This is a genomic window from Pseudomonas sp. S3_E10 (genome assembly GCF_054667615.1).
Genome location: NZ_CP162743.1, coordinates 119,408 through 132,819, shown reverse-complemented (window position 1 = coordinate 132,819; position 13,412 = coordinate 119,408). Strand labels below are relative to the sequence as shown.

General features: G+C 60.5%; 10 protein-coding genes. 5 read left to right on the top strand and 5 right to left on the bottom strand.

The annotated features are described in order from the left end of the window. The first annotated feature begins 19 nt into the window (after positions 1 to 19). On the top strand, positions 20 to 1,297 hold the full coding sequence (locus AB4N98_RS00580) for a serine/threonine transporter (RefSeq protein WP_017527918.1): 1,278 nt from the start codon (positions 20 to 22) through the stop codon (positions 1,295 to 1,297). A 213-nt stretch (positions 1,298 to 1,510) separates the two neighbouring features. On the opposite strand, the gene acnB is transcribed toward AB4N98_RS00580, so the two are convergent. Then, positions 1,511 to 4,120: a bifunctional aconitate hydratase 2/2-methylisocitrate dehydratase gene (gene acnB, locus AB4N98_RS00575; protein ID WP_460149560.1), complete on the bottom strand. Its 2,610-nt coding sequence runs from the start codon at positions 4,118 to 4,120 to the stop codon at positions 1,511 to 1,513. Positions 4,121 to 4,517: 397 nt separating this feature from the next. Here acnB and AB4N98_RS00570 point away from each other — a divergent pair, with 397 nt between their 5' ends. Beyond that, positions 4,518 to 4,988 carry a DUF1289 domain-containing protein gene (locus AB4N98_RS00570; RefSeq protein ID WP_017527916.1) on the top strand — a complete coding sequence of 157 codons (471 nt, stop codon included), beginning with the start codon at positions 4,518 to 4,520 and terminating at the stop codon, positions 4,986 to 4,988. Between the two features lie 66 nt (positions 4,989 to 5,054). On the opposite strand, the gene AB4N98_RS00565 is transcribed toward AB4N98_RS00570, so the two are convergent. Continuing rightward, positions 5,055 to 5,918, bottom strand: a complete 864-nt coding sequence (locus AB4N98_RS00565; RefSeq protein ID WP_017527915.1) for a universal stress protein — start codon at positions 5,916 to 5,918, stop codon at positions 5,055 to 5,057. A gap of 151 nt (positions 5,919 to 6,069) precedes the next feature. Here AB4N98_RS00565 and AB4N98_RS00560 point away from each other — a divergent pair, with 151 nt between their 5' ends. Beyond that, a complete protein-coding gene (locus AB4N98_RS00560; RefSeq protein WP_017527914.1) occupies positions 6,070 to 6,672 on the top strand; it encodes a MiaE family protein in 603 nt (200 codons plus the stop codon). Here the strand turns inward: AB4N98_RS00560 and AB4N98_RS00555 are convergent. Next, entirely contained in the window at positions 6,628 to 7,827 is a 1,200-nt protein-coding gene (locus AB4N98_RS00555; protein WP_017527913.1) for an MFS transporter, read from the bottom strand. The genes AB4N98_RS00560 and AB4N98_RS00555 overlap by 45 nt on opposite strands. Before the next feature lie 157 nt (positions 7,828 to 7,984). On the opposite strand from AB4N98_RS00555, the gene AB4N98_RS00550 reads away from it, so the two are divergent. Together AB4N98_RS00550 and AB4N98_RS00545 are read left to right on the top strand one after the other, a co-directional pair. Continuing rightward, positions 7,985 to 8,692: a winged helix-turn-helix domain-containing protein gene (locus AB4N98_RS00550; RefSeq protein ID WP_065878441.1), complete on the top strand. Its 708-nt coding sequence runs from the start codon at positions 7,985 to 7,987 to the stop codon at positions 8,690 to 8,692. Further along, complete coding sequence (locus tag AB4N98_RS00545) at positions 8,693 to 9,979, top strand: ATP-binding protein (protein ID WP_065878443.1); 1,287 nt, start codon at positions 8,693 to 8,695, stop codon at positions 9,977 to 9,979. Positions 9,980 to 10,078: 99 nt separating this feature from the next. Here AB4N98_RS00545 and AB4N98_RS00540 read toward each other — a convergent pair whose 3' ends face one another. Then, complete coding sequence (locus AB4N98_RS00540; RefSeq protein ID WP_460149156.1) at positions 10,079 to 11,911, bottom strand: serine hydrolase domain-containing protein; 1,833 nt, start codon at positions 11,909 to 11,911, stop codon at positions 10,079 to 10,081. 241 nt (positions 11,912 to 12,152) lie between these two features. Beyond that, positions 12,153 to 13,112, bottom strand: a complete 960-nt coding sequence (locus tag AB4N98_RS00535) for a terpene synthase family protein (protein WP_223271448.1) — start codon at positions 13,110 to 13,112, stop codon at positions 12,153 to 12,155. Positions 13,113 to 13,412 lie beyond the last annotated feature (300 nt).

Below are 13,412 nucleotides of genomic sequence, written 5' to 3'. Positions count from 1 at the left end.
AATGCGGAGATCCGACCGGATGAATGATCAGGCCAATAGCGTCGACGAACGCTATGCAACGACACCTGCAACCCTTTCGAGCTGGAGCCGCCAGGACACCACCTGGATGCTCGGCCTGTTCGGCACCGCCATTGGCGCCGGTACCTTGTTTCTGCCGATCAACGCCGGCCTGGGGGGCTTCTGGCCACTGGTGATCCTGGCGCTGCTGGCGTTCCCGATGACGTTCTTTGCCCACCGTGGCCTGACCCGTTTCGTGCTGTCGGGCCGCGAAGGTTCCGACATTACCGACGTGGTAGAGGAGCACTTTGGCATCAAGGCCGGCGCATTGATCACCTTGCTGTACTTCTTCGCCATTTTCCCGATTCTGCTGATCTACAGCGTGGCGTTGACCAACACGGTCAGTAGCTTCATGGAGCACCAGTTGCACATCCTGCCGCCGCCACGGGCGATCCTGTCGTTCGTGCTGATCCTCGGCCTGCTGGCCGTGGTGCGGTGCGGTGAGCAGGTGATCGTCAAGGCCATGAGCCTGATGGTGTACCCGTTTATCGTTGCGCTGTTGTTCCTGGCGGTTTACCTGGTGCCGCATTGGAACGGCGGCATCCTCAGCACGGCCAGTGTCGTGCCGGCGCCCTCGGCCTTGCTTAATACGTTGTGGCTGGCGATTCCGGTGATGGTGTTTTCGTTCAACCATTCGCCGATCATCTCCGCCTTTGCGGTCGACCAGAAGCGCCAGTACGGTGCCCACGCCGATGAGCGCAGCTCGCAGATCCTGTCCCGCGCGCACCTGCTGATGGTGGTGATGGTGCTGTTCTTCGTGTTCAGTTGCGTGCTGACCCTGTCGCCCGCGCAACTGGCCGAAGCGAAGGCGCAGAACCTGTCGATCCTGTCGTACCTGGCCAACCACTTCAACAACCCGACCATCGCATTTGCTGCGCCGTTGATCGCGTTCGTGGCGATTGCCAAGTCGTTCCTGGGCCACTACATCGGTGCCAGCGAAGGCCTCAAGGGCCTGGTGCTCAAGAGCGGCCGTCGCCCCGCACCGAAGGCGTTGGACCGCATGACCGCTGCCTTCATGCTCGTGGTGTGCTGGATTGTCGCCACGTTGAACCCGAGCATCCTGGGGATGATCGAGACCCTGGGCGGGCCGATTATCGCTTCGATCCTGTTCCTGATGCCGATGTACGCCATCCGGAAAGTGCCGGCCATGGCCAAGTACCGTGGGCAAGCGTCCAATGTGTTTGTCACGGCGGTAGGGTTGGTGGCGATTACGGCGTTGGTGTATTCGTTTATGGCTTGAAGTCTGAGACAGTTCTCAAGGACTGTTCAGGTCCAAATGTAGGAGGGGGCTTGCTCCCGATAGCGGTGTATCAGTCACATATGAATGACTGAATCACCGCCATCGGGAGCAAGCCCCCTCCCACATTTGCCTTTCAGTGTTGTGAACACCGTATTCCGGGCATAAAAAACGCCGCGTACCTTGCGATACGCGGCGTTTTTTTACATCAACACCTTAGGCTTGAATCACCGGGATATTGGCGCTTGCTGCGATCTTGCGGAACTCGGCGATCTGGTCGAAGTTCAGGTAGCGGTAGACGTCACTGGCCATGGTGTCCAGTTTCGCTGCGTAGCCCATGTACTCTTCGACAGTCGGCAAGCGACCCAGGGTAGACGCCACTGCCGCCAGCTCAGCCGAGGCCAGGTAGACGTTCGCGCCGTCACCCAGGCGGTTCGGGAAGTTACGGGTCGATGTCGACACCACGGTCGAATTCGGCTCAACACGTGCCTGGTTACCCATGCACAGCGAGCAGCCCGGCATTTCCATGCGCGCGCCGGCCTTGCCGTAGATGCCGTAGTAGCCTTCTTCGGTCAATTGGTGAGCGTCCATCTTGGTCGGCGGCGACAGCCACAGACGGGTTGGCAGCTGCCCCTTGACCTGTTCCAGCAACTTGCCGGCAGCGCGGAAGTGACCGATGTTGGTCATGCACGAGCCGATGAACACTTCGTCGATCTTCTCGCCGGCAACGCTGGACAGCAGACGAGCGTCGTCCGGGTCGTTTGGTGCGCAGAGGATCGGCTCGTTGATTTCCGACAGGTCGATCTCGATGATTTCGGCGTATTCGGCGTCGGCATCGGCTTCCATCAGCTCAGGGTTGGCCACCCAGGCTTCCATCGCTTGGGCGCGACGTTCCAGGGTGCGTGCATCGCCGTAGCCTTCACCGATCATCCAGCGCAGCAGGGTGATGTTGGAGTTCAGGTACTCGGTGACGGACTCTTTGGACAGCTTGATGGTGCAACCGGCAGCCGAACGTTCGGCCGAGGCGTCGGACAGCTCGAAAGCCTGCTCCAGCGTCAGGTCGTTGAGACCTTCGATTTCCAGGATGCGGCCGGAGAAGGCGTTTTTCTTGCCTTTTTTCTCTACGGTCAGCAGGCCCGATTGGATCGCGTAGTAAGGAATCGCATGAACCAGGTCACGCAGGGTGATGCCAGGTTTCATCTTGCCTTTGAAGCGAACCAGGATCGATTCCGGCATGTCCAGTGGCATCACGCCAGTGGCTGCGGCAAACGCGACCAGACCGGAACCGGCCGGGAACGAGATGCCCATCGGGAAGCGGGTGTGGGAGTCACCACCGGTGCCGACGGTGTCCGGCAGCAGCATGCGGTTCAGCCAGCTGTGGATGATGCCGTCGCCTGGACGCAGCGATACACCGCCACGGGTCATGATGAAGTCAGGCAGGGTGTGGTGGGTGGTTACGTCGATCGGCTTTGGATAGGCCGCGGTGTGGCAGAAGGACTGCATCACCAGATCGGTCGAGAAGCCCAGGCACGCCAGGTCTTTGAGTTCATCACGGGTCATCGGACCGGTGGTGTCCTGGGAACCCACGGTGGTCATCTTCGGTTCGCAGTAAGTACCTGGGCGAACGCCTTTGCCTTCCGGCAGACCGCAGGCCTTGCCGACCATTTTCTGCGCCAGGGTGAAGCCTTTGCCGGTGTCGACAGGCGCTTCAGGCAGCTTGAACAGGTCGGTAGGGCCAAGGCCCAGCTCAGCGCGAGCCTTGTCGGTCAGGCCACGGCCGATGATCAGCGGGATACGGCCGCCGGCGCGGACTTCGTCCAGCAGCACCGGCGTCTTCATTTCGAAGGTGGTCAGCACTTCATCGGTGCCGTGTTTGCAGACTTTGCCAGCATGTGGGTACAGGTCGATCACGTCGCCCATGTTCATGTTGGTCACGTCGAATTCGATCGGCAGAGCGCCCGCATCTTCCATGGTGTTGTAGAAGATCGGAGCGATTTTGCTGCCGAAGCAGAAGCCGCCGGCACGCTTGTTCGGCACGTAAGGCACGTCGTCGCCGAAGAACCACAGTACCGAGTTGGTCGCCGATTTACGCGACGAACCCGTACCGACCACGTCACCGACGTAGGCGATCGGGAAGCCTTGGCCACGCATTTCTTCGATCTGCTTCATCGGGCCGGTCTTGCCTTGCTCGTCCGGCACGATGCCTTCGCGCGCCATTTTCAGCATGGCGAGGGCGTGCAGCGGGATGTCAGGGCGGGACCAGGCGTCCGGGGCAGGGGACAGGTCGTCGGTGTTGGTTTCGCCGGTGACCTTGAACACGCGCAGGCTGATCTTGTCGGCCAGGGTAGGGCGGTTGCGGAACCACTCGCCGTCAGCCCAGGACTGGATCACGGCTTTGGCGTGTGCGTTGCCGTTGCGGGCTTTTTCAGCCACGTCGTGGAACGCATCGAACATCAGCAGGGTGTGCTTGAGTTGGGCGGCGGCGACAGGCGCAAGTGTGGCGTGGTCCAGCAGCTCGACCAGGGTCACGATGTTGTAGCCGCCTTGCATGGTGCCAAGCAGTTCAACGGCGCGTTTCTTGTCGATCAGGGGGGAAGTGGCTTCGCCCTTGGCCAGGGCAGACAGGAAACCGGCCTTGACGTAGGCAGCTTCGTCAACACCTGGTGGAATGCGGTTGGTAATCAGGTCAACGAGGAATTCTTCTTCGCCAGCCGGAGGATTTTTCAGCAGCTCGACCAGGCCTGCGGTTTGTTCGGCGTTAAGCGGCTGGGGAACGATACCCAGGGCTGCGCGCTCTTCGATATGTTTGCGGTAGGCTTCAAGCACAGTTATTACCCTCATCAGTGGTCCCACGGGACGCTCATCCAGAAATGAACGGCACGCATGCGCTCGGGGGCTTTTTGGGCCGCAAAGCCAGCGCTGCCGGCATTCCTTACAGAAGCTGCTTTCAAAGTTTTACGCCTGCAGAACGGAGCTGATGAGGGTTGGCGTTGGCTATTGACCTACCGGGTAATAACCATCGCCAACACCGTTCTGAAGGAACGACTGTGCTCGTGACGCTTTGAAAACAGCTTCCAGCGGATTATTGGCGCCTTACAAGGCCGGGTGATTCTACGGCAAAAAATTTCTAAAGGTAAGTTGCCACGGCAAGTTTGCTGGGTGATCAACCTTAGACAAAGGGCTAACATGGCGCACTGTTTCGCTGATTTGCGTGTCGTTGCCCATGCCCAACCAAACCATCAAGACCCCCTGCGTCGGCCTGTGCTCCACGGTTTACGGCGATCTGGTGTGCCGCGGCTGCAAGCGCTTCCACCACGAAGTGATCCAGTGGAACGGCTATGACGAAGAAGAAAAGCGCGCAGTATGGCTGCGCCTGGAGCAACTGCTGGTGCAGGTCATGGCCGGCAAAGTGGAAATTTTTGACCCCGGCACCCTGCGTGGCCAATTGGAGCAGCGCAAGATCCGCTTCGTGCCGCACCAGTCGCCTTACTGCTGGGCCTACCAACTGATCGCTCGGGGCGCGCGGGTGATTTCCAATCTGCAAGCCTATGGCATGGTGCTGTTGCCGGAGTTTCGCGACTGGCCCTTGCCGGACTTGCGCGATGCCATCGACCGCGAGTTTTTTATCCTGTCCGAGGCGCATTACCAGCGCTATATCGCGCCCGGTTTCCTGAGAGATGCGCTCGCCGACTGACAACACAAGTCCAGAATGTGGGGGCTTGCTCCCACATATTGATCTTCATTGTTTTGGAGATCAGCGTCAGGGCTCGGTTGCGAGCTCCTGCAGGTGATCCATCAGCGTCTGCGGTTTGAGCACCAGTACGTCGCTTTCCACGGCATCGAGGATCACTTCCGCCGTATTGCCGATGAGCGCGCCGGAAAGCCCCTTGCGCGCCACGGTGCCGATGATGGTGACGGCTGCCTGGTATTTGTGCGCTGCAAAAGGAATCAACACATCCGCCGGGCCTTCTTCGATATGCAAGTGGCTGTCATCCACGTCGAACTCGGCTTGGAATGCCTTGCATTGCTCGCGATAGCGCGCCTCGATGGTTTCTTTAAGCTGAAACGTCGGGTCCGCGGCCGACAGCATCGGCGACGGATGGGCACTGATCACATGTAACTGCGCCTTGGCGAGGCTGGCGATGTCAAAACCGTGATCAATGATCGAGTTATGCAGCGACCGATGCTCGCCGTCGGTATTGCCCACGTCAATCGCCGCCAGGATCACGCGGCCCGCCCAGGGCGTGGCGGTCTTGACCAGCAGCACCGCCGTCGGGCAATAACGCAACAGCTTCCAATCCGCCGGGGTCAGCAGTGCTTTTTTCAACGGGCTGTCGGGGAAGTGCTGCTTGATCACCAGGCCACAGCCTTCGGCCTGCTGCACGTCGATGATGGTTTCATGCAGGCTGTCGTTCCACGCCTGTTCGGTGGTGACGCTGTAGCCGGCCTCCTGCAAGCCGGCCTTGAGCAGGCTCAACAGCGCCGAATGCTCATGCTTTTTGTCGCAGACCAGCAAATGCAGGTGTGCATCGGTCACCCCGGCGATCAGCTTGGCGCGCTTGAGGGCCAGGCTTTCCGAATGCTCGGGCTCGATGACCACCAGGATGCTGCGGATGGCTTGCATGGTCGGGATCTCCAAAAGGGGCGGGCGTTGAATAACTATAGTTGCCTGGCGCGGCACGTCATGTTGATGCACATCAAGGCCAGTGGCTGGTGGTCTTCGGCGTGGTCGGTATAATCGCCGACCTTTTGTGATCCTTTTGCCCGTGAGCCCGATGAACCTGCCAGACATCCACGAATTCCTCGGTTGCCGCACCCCCGACGCTTGGGTCCAGGCGGCGCTGGCCGACCAGGAAACGCTGCTGATCGACCATAAGAATTGCGAATTCAAGGCCGCCAGCACGGCGCTGAGCCTGATCGCCAAGTACCACGGCCATGTCGACCTGATCAATATGATGTCGCGCCTGGCCCGTGAAGAACTGGTGCACCACGAGCAGGTCATGCGCCTGATGAAAAAGCGCAAGATTGAGCTGCGCCAACTGCACGCCAGCCGTTATGCCTCGGGTTTGCGCAAAGTGGTGCGCAGCCATGAGCCGGTGAAGCTGGTGGATACCCTGGTGGTCGGCGCCTTTATCGAAGCGCGCAGTTGCGAGCGTTTCGAAGCGCTGGTGCCGCATTTGGACGAAGAACTCGGCAAGTTCTACTTCGGCCTGCTGAAAAGCGAGGCGCGGCACTTCCAGGGTTACCTGAAGCTGGCCTACCAGTACGGCGACGCCAAGGACGTCGCGCAGGTGATCGAGCGGGTGAGGGCGGCCGAGCAGGAACTGATCGAGTCACCCGACATCGAGTTCCGCTTTCACAGTGGCGTGCCAGCCTGAGGCCACCGCCACGCCGATCAAGAGGGTGATCGCTGTGAGCAGCAGCATCACCGTTTGCGCGCCCAGCGGTGCGGCCAGCACGGCAACCATCAAGCCCGCCAGCGGTTGCGGCAGGTTGTTGAGCAGGGTGATCACGCCTACCGTCTTGCCGAAGTCCTGCACCGGAATCACCCGCTGGCGTGTGCTGCGCAGGTACACGTTGAACATTTTGTCGAAACCGCTGACCAGCAGGAAACCCAGCGCATAGCCCCACACATTGGAGCTGATCGCCATAATCAATGCCCCGGCGGCAATCATCGAATACGACAACCCGCCCATGGTCTTCAAGCCTAATGATGAGCGCGCCAGGTAAAACAGAATCACGAGGGTAACCATCGCCCCCGCGCCTTGCAGCAGGGCGTAGGCATCCTTGCTGGCCGCGTATTGGCCCGTGACCATTGCCGCCGAAGTGGCCAGCGTCACGCCGATCAACAGGTTCACACCGATGGCCAGGGTAATGACCCGCTTGAGCTCCACCAGGCTACGAATATGCCCCCAGGCGATGCGCAGCGGTTGCAGCCCGATATCATGTTGCTGGGCGTGGCGTTGCAGGTTCACCGTGGTGTGGCGTTGCCAGGTCAGCATGGCCAGGTCCGCCAGCCCAAACAGCCCACCGATGCCCAGCACCACCCACTGCCAGGCCCACACCTCAAGCAACAGCGCCGCGACCAGCGGGCCGAGCACCAGGCCGCTCTGGTCGGCGATTTGGGAATAGGACAAGGTCTTGGCATAGGTGTAGTGCTTGAAGATATGCGGCATCAGCACTTCCCGCGCCATGATGCCCTGGGTGGTCAACACCCCGCACAGTGCCGACAGCATCACCAGCCAGTAAATACCTTCGAACATCCCGTACAGTGCCACCGCCACACCACAGGCCACGGCGCGGTAAACCTGGCTGATATGCAGAATACGCACCGGCGAAAACCTGTCGCACAACGCCCCGCACACGGGAAACGCCAGGTAGCGCGGCAGTGACTCGACAAAAAATGCCAGCCCGGCCCACGACACACTGCGGGTGCTCTGGAACACCATCAGCGGCACGATGAACAGCAGAATCTGATCGGCCAGCCGTGACAGAAACAGCGAGACAAAGAACGCCAGGTAATCCTTGCGCATACAACTCCCTGTGAATGGCGTTAAAAATTGCAGGCTATTTGTTAAAAACTCTTAAAAGGATGAAGCTTCATCGGGCGCTGCTGGCCAGTTGATTCAGTTGCGCAGCTTGCCACCTATAATGCCGCCTCTTCAATCGGCGTTTGCACACTGAGAACTTATGGAAAACCTGGGTCTGGGCAAGGTCTTGCTCGTTGAGGACGATGAGAAGCTGGCAGGGCTGGTCGCGCATTTTCTGGCGCAGCATGGTTTCGAGGTGCGGGTGGTGCACCGGGGCGACGAGGCGTTGGCCGCGTTCCTCGATTTCAAGCCCAAGATTGTCGTGCTCGACCTGATGCTGCCCGGCCAGAGCGGTTTGCACGTCTGCCGTGGGATTCGCGCGGTGTCCGACACGCCTATCGTGATCCTCACCGCCAAGGAAGATGACCTGGACCACATCCTCGGCCTGGAGTCCGGCGCCGATGACTATGTGATCAAACCGATCAAGCCGCCGGTGCTGCTGGCACGCCTGCGTGCGCTGCAACGCCGCCAGGCGCCGGAGCCAACGGTGCGCGGTGCGGTGGAATTCGGCCGGTTGACGATCGACCGCAGTTGCCGGGTGGTCAGCCTGGGGAACGACAAGATCGACCTGACCACCATGGAGTTCGAACTGCTGTGGCTGCTGGCCAGTAACGCGGGCACCATCCTGTCCCGCGATGACATTCTTAACCGCATGCGGGGCATCGCGTTTGACGGCCTCAACCGCAGCGTCGACGTGTACATCAGCAAGCTACGCGGCAAACTCAACGACAACCCGCGCGAGCCGGTGTGCATCAAGACGATCTGGGGCAAGGGCTACCTGTTCAATCCGTTTGCGTGGGAGGTTTAGATGCTGCGCCTGTTTCTGCGCCTGTATGTGATTCTGGCTTTCGGCCTGGCGGGGGCGATCTGGTTGGTCAATTACACCTTCGACGAACTGCTGCCCGAAGCCAACGAAACCTATAACCGCGAAGCCATGCGTGGCCCCGCCTATGGTTTGGTGGAGCAATTGCGCCCGGTGCTTGGCGATGCGCGCCAGGCCCGCCTGGCCGACCTGCAAGCCCATTACGGGCTGCGCCTGAAACTGGTGCCCAAAGACAGCCTTAGCCTCACAGCCCGCGAACAGGCGCTGCTCAACGACGGCCTGCTGGTGGTGCGCGGCGACTTCATGGAGTTTCTGGCGACTATCGATGGCGGCCCGCAGTTGCTGGAAATCAAGCTGCCGGAAGAGCCGAAGTGGCTGTACCTGTGGGCCTATGGGTTTCTCGGAGTGTGCCTGGCGATCGTGCTGTATTTTTGGGTACGCCCGCATTGGCGCGACCTGGAGCATATCCGCCTGGCCGCCCAGCGTTTCGGCGACAACGACCTGGGGTCACGCATCCTGCTACCGCGCCGTTCCACGGTGCGTGAGCTGGCCGGGCACTTTAACCAGATGGCGGAACGCATCGAAAGCCTGATTGCCAACCAGCGCGAACTGACCAACGCGGTATCCCACGAATTGCGCACGCCGATTGCGCGCTTGTCGTTCGAGCTTGATCAGCTCAAGCAACAGGCCGATCCGCGCCAGCGCGGCGAACTGATCGCTGATATGTATGCCGACCTGGGTGAGCTGGAAGAAATGGTCTCCGAGCTGCTCACTTACGCCAGCCTGGAGCGCGGCGCGACCCAGGTCACTCGCGAACGCATCGAAGCCCATAGCTGGCTCGACAGTGTGATCGGCAGCGTGGCCCTGGAGGCTGAGGCGGCGGGTATTCAGTTGTCGTTGCGCACCTGCGAGGTGGACGTGATCGAGATCGAACCGCGCTTTATGGCGCGGGCGGTGATCAACCTGCTGCGCAATGCCATCCGTTACGCCGAGCGCCGCGTGGAGGTGTCGCTGATCACATTCGGCAGCGGCTATGAAGTGCGGGTGTGCGACGACGGTCCTGGCGTGCCCGAAGAGGGCCGGGCGAAAATCTTCCAGCCCTTTATGCGCCTGGACGCCAGCCGCGACCGCCGTACCGGCGGCTTCGGCCTCGGCCTGGCGCTGGTGCAGCGGGTGTCGCAGTGGCATGGCGGGCAGGTGCATGTGTTGGATTCGGAATGGGGCGGGGCCTCGTTTCGAATGACCTGGGCCTATGCTGAACAACATGTCTAAAGCCGCGGACGATCGGAACGTGTAGCCCAGCACCCCATCTGCGCACATGACCTGATCTCACCCCTGCCTTCGAGCCGGTCGGCGTCCAGCCGCCCGGTTTTATTTTTGCCGGAAACTCAAGGGTGGGTGCGGGGAGTCGGTACGTTTGAAGGCATAGCCCGAAGCGCTGAGGCCGTTGATCTGGCGGCTGACGGTGTCACCCAGGCCATAACCGCTGCCGGCGAGTACGGCATGGGCGTTGTCCACCGGCAGCAGGATGTAGTCGGTCAGGGGCTCGCTGTGCAGTTGGCCGCGTATCACCAGGAAGCCGTCTTCCAGGCGCACGCTGATGCCGCTCAACGGCGCGTTGGGTTCGTGGGTATTGAGTACTTGATAGGTGCCGACGGTGTTGGCCCAGGCCATGGGCAGGGGCGGTGCCTCGATGCGTTCGCCCACGGCAATGCGCTGGCCGTAACTGCGCGCGGTAAGCATCCGCCTGCCCAGCACTGTGACCACATCCAATTGCACGCGGCCCAGTTCGCCGAGGTCTCTGGGCCACCAGCCCAGCAGCTTTTTCTGCGCGCGTAGCCAGCCCTCTTCATCGCGTACCAGTTCGAAGGTGTCGCCAGCCCATTCAACGGCCAACCGCGTGTTGTCGTCCTTGATGCGCAATACGCCCCAGGCCGTGGCGTAGAAGCCGGCCAGGCGCTTGCGGTCGGTGGCTGTCGGTACCTGGCGCAGCTTGAGCCCGTGGCTCGGCGGCTGGCAGTCTGCGCTGCAAGCGGGTGCGCCGGTGGCGGCCTGGAACATCAGGCGCAGGGTATCGGTGCTCAGCCGGGCGACCAGGTCTTCGGCGTTGCTGTCGTTGGCCATAATGATCACGGCCAGTTGCTGATCGGGCAGCAGGCTCAATTGCGCGGCAAACGCATCGCCGCCGCCACTGTGCTGGAAGGTTCGCACGCCAGGGCCGATGGGCTCGTCACCGCACGGCGCGAGAAACCAGGCCAGGCCCATCTGGCAATCGAAGTCCAGGGCATTGCCGGTGTTTTGCTGGCGGAACATCTCATCGATCGATTGGCTGTGCAGCAGCCGCTGGCCCTTGTAGAGCCCGCCGGCGAAGAGCATTTGCACGTAATGGCTAAGGTCTCTGGGGCTGGCCCACAAGCCCTCGGCGGCGAGGTCGCGCACTTGAGCGTCGGCACTCGCGACCCCGTCCTCATACCCCACGGCGCGATAACTCGATTGCGCGGCGGTGCCCACAAAGCTCGCGTGGTTCATCTGCAGAGGGGTGAGCAGGCCCTGTTGCAGTTGCGTTTCGAAGTCCTTGCCGCTGCTGCGTTCGATGGCCGCTCCGACCAGTGTGTAGCCCAGGTTGGAATAGGCCACCTGGGTGCCGGGCGGCGCGCTCAGCCATACACCCGACACGCGCATCGGCATCTGGCCCATGGCGAAGGCGGTGCGCAGGTCGCGCAGATGTTCGCTGGGCAGGCCGGATTGATGGCTGAGCAGGCGGCGCAGGGTGATATCGCGGTCAGCGTCGTGCGGGTCCTGGTGGAACCTCGAGCGCACATGGAATTCGCGCAGGGTCTGCTGGATCGGCGCATCCAGCGCCAGGCGCCGCTGCTCCACCAATTGCAGCGCCGCGCCGGCAGTCAACAGCTTGGAGATTGCGCCCGCCCGGAACGCGGTATTGGGTGTCACCGCAATGCCCATGGCCGTGTCGGCCATGCCGAAGCCACGGGCCCAGAGCAACTCCTGGCCGTTGACCAGCGCGATGGACAGCCCGGGTATGTGCTCCCGGGCCATGTCCTGCACAATGCGGGTTTGCAGGTAGCGAATGATCGCGCTGTAGTCGCCCTTGGGAATCGGCGGCGGGGCAGGCGGCTGGCGATGACAGCCGACACTGCCCAACAGGCAGCCAAGCAGCGTAATACTGCGCAATGTGCCAAGCATGAGGAGCCTCCAACAGAGGGTTTGGAGGCTCGAATGCTATTGGTGGGCGGCTTGAAGGTCTTTGACTGCTTTGTCGAGAAACTGTCAAAGACTGTTAACGGGCCAGGTCGAAGCGCATTCAGTGCTGGCGAATGAATCACCGTGCTATGTGGGTTGATGGCGTTTTCCACGTCTTGCGTGCCGGTGAAGCGGCCCTCCGTGTATCGGCCTTTTTCCAGGCCGGAGAGGTCCCCGGTGTTTTTCATTCGCCATTGAAGCGTACTGTCTGGTAGCGCGGCGCTACCAGATGCCAGGCGATATTGCCGCGCCATTGATTATGCAGGGCCTGGGCGCAGATTTTCGCTTGTTCCTGGCTGCGCTCGTCAAACCCCAGGATTGCCAGTTGTGCGGGTAGCACGGCCTGGGCGTGTGCAAAGCGCTCAGCCCACTGCTCAATACGCTGGGAAACGTTCTGGGTTGCTTGGTGTACGGAATTTCCATGGGCGTGCCTGAGATGAGTCAGCAGGTTGAATACGTCCTCGTCGGGGTTTTCCATGATGGGAAACGACAACACATCGTTAACCGCCTTGAACAAGTTCAGCGCCACGCTGCGCAGTTCCTGCCAGGGAGCACTGTAGTAAAGGTCTGATGACAAGTTGATGTTTTGCGCCAAGTAGGTGAACTCCAGGCACACCTGGAACCCACCGGCATTTTGCCAAAGGTGTCCATAACCTTCGTTACCCGGCTGGGTGTGGTGCAAGCGATGCATCAGGGCGATGGCGCATGGAGCGAGGTAAGTTGCATATTGCTCTGCGACGCGCTGCTTCCAGATAGGTGGCATCAGCCGAGCAGCTCTGCGCATGATATCTGCGAGTGCACAGGCGAGCGGTTCGCGGCTCACCGTATTTGCGGTGAACGCGTGGGTATATACGCCACGAATCAGGCGTTCGAGGACTTCAGGGTCTCTGCAGTCCTCGTCGGCGAGGTCATCCTGGCAACTGAACCAACCCACCAGGTCTGACAGAATCATCAGTATGTCCGCAGGCGCATCACTCCACATGTAACCGGCATAAGTGCCCGGTACGTAGATATCTAATTGATGGGCCGCATGGGGCGTGGTTCCAAGTCCCATGCGGCTGAGCCACTGACGAGTATGTTGTTGCGCTTCGTCCGTGTAGGGGCTCAGTGGAAAAGTCGTCCCGGCAGACAGTAACCCGGTCATCTTATGTATCCAGTGGTGTTTGAAAGGAACTTGGTATGTAAGATAGATGAGCCTGGGAACGAGCGTTAGAGGTTTTGAATGAAGTTAGGATTTGCTGGCGAAGCCAGTTATTTAACTATCGGGGCGGGATAAGCCTCTGCGTTATATGTTGAGTGTTCTTAATTGCTAAAAAAAAGCATGTTTGACGTGCACGTCGCTAAGGTTAAGTGCAGGAATCAATATCTGGGTAAAGCGGTGGCCTGGCAGTGTGAGGGGTCTTTTACTGGCGAGTAAACACATTGCACGAATAAGGCCTGCCCT

Bases quoted from the DNA above. Each gene is read 5' to 3' on its own strand.
- AB4N98_RS00545 (WP_065878443.1), top strand. From the start codon at position 8,693: ATGCTGCGCCTGTTTCTGCGCCTGTATGTGATTCTGGCTTTCGGCCTG.
- AB4N98_RS00555 (WP_017527913.1), bottom strand. From the start codon at position 7,827: ATGCGCAAGGATTACCTGGCGTTCTTTGTCTCGCTGTTTCTGTCACGG.
- AB4N98_RS00550 (WP_065878441.1), top strand. From the start codon at position 7,985: ATGGAAAACCTGGGTCTGGGCAAGGTCTTGCTCGTTGAGGACGATGAG.
- AB4N98_RS00540 (WP_460149156.1), bottom strand. From the start codon at position 11,911: ATGCTTGGCACATTGCGCAGTATTACGCTGCTTGGCTGCCTGTTGGGC.
- AB4N98_RS00570 (WP_017527916.1), top strand. From the start codon at position 4,518: ATGCCCAACCAAACCATCAAGACCCCCTGCGTCGGCCTGTGCTCCACG.
- AB4N98_RS00565 (WP_017527915.1), bottom strand. From the start codon at position 5,918: ATGCAAGCCATCCGCAGCATCCTGGTGGTCATCGAGCCCGAGCATTCG.
- AB4N98_RS00580 (WP_017527918.1), top strand. From the start codon at position 20: ATGAATGATCAGGCCAATAGCGTCGACGAACGCTATGCAACGACACCT.
- AB4N98_RS00560 (WP_017527914.1), top strand. From the start codon at position 6,070: ATGAACCTGCCAGACATCCACGAATTCCTCGGTTGCCGCACCCCCGAC.
- AB4N98_RS00535 (WP_223271448.1), bottom strand. From the start codon at position 13,112: ATGACCGGGTTACTGTCTGCCGGGACGACTTTTCCACTGAGCCCCTAC.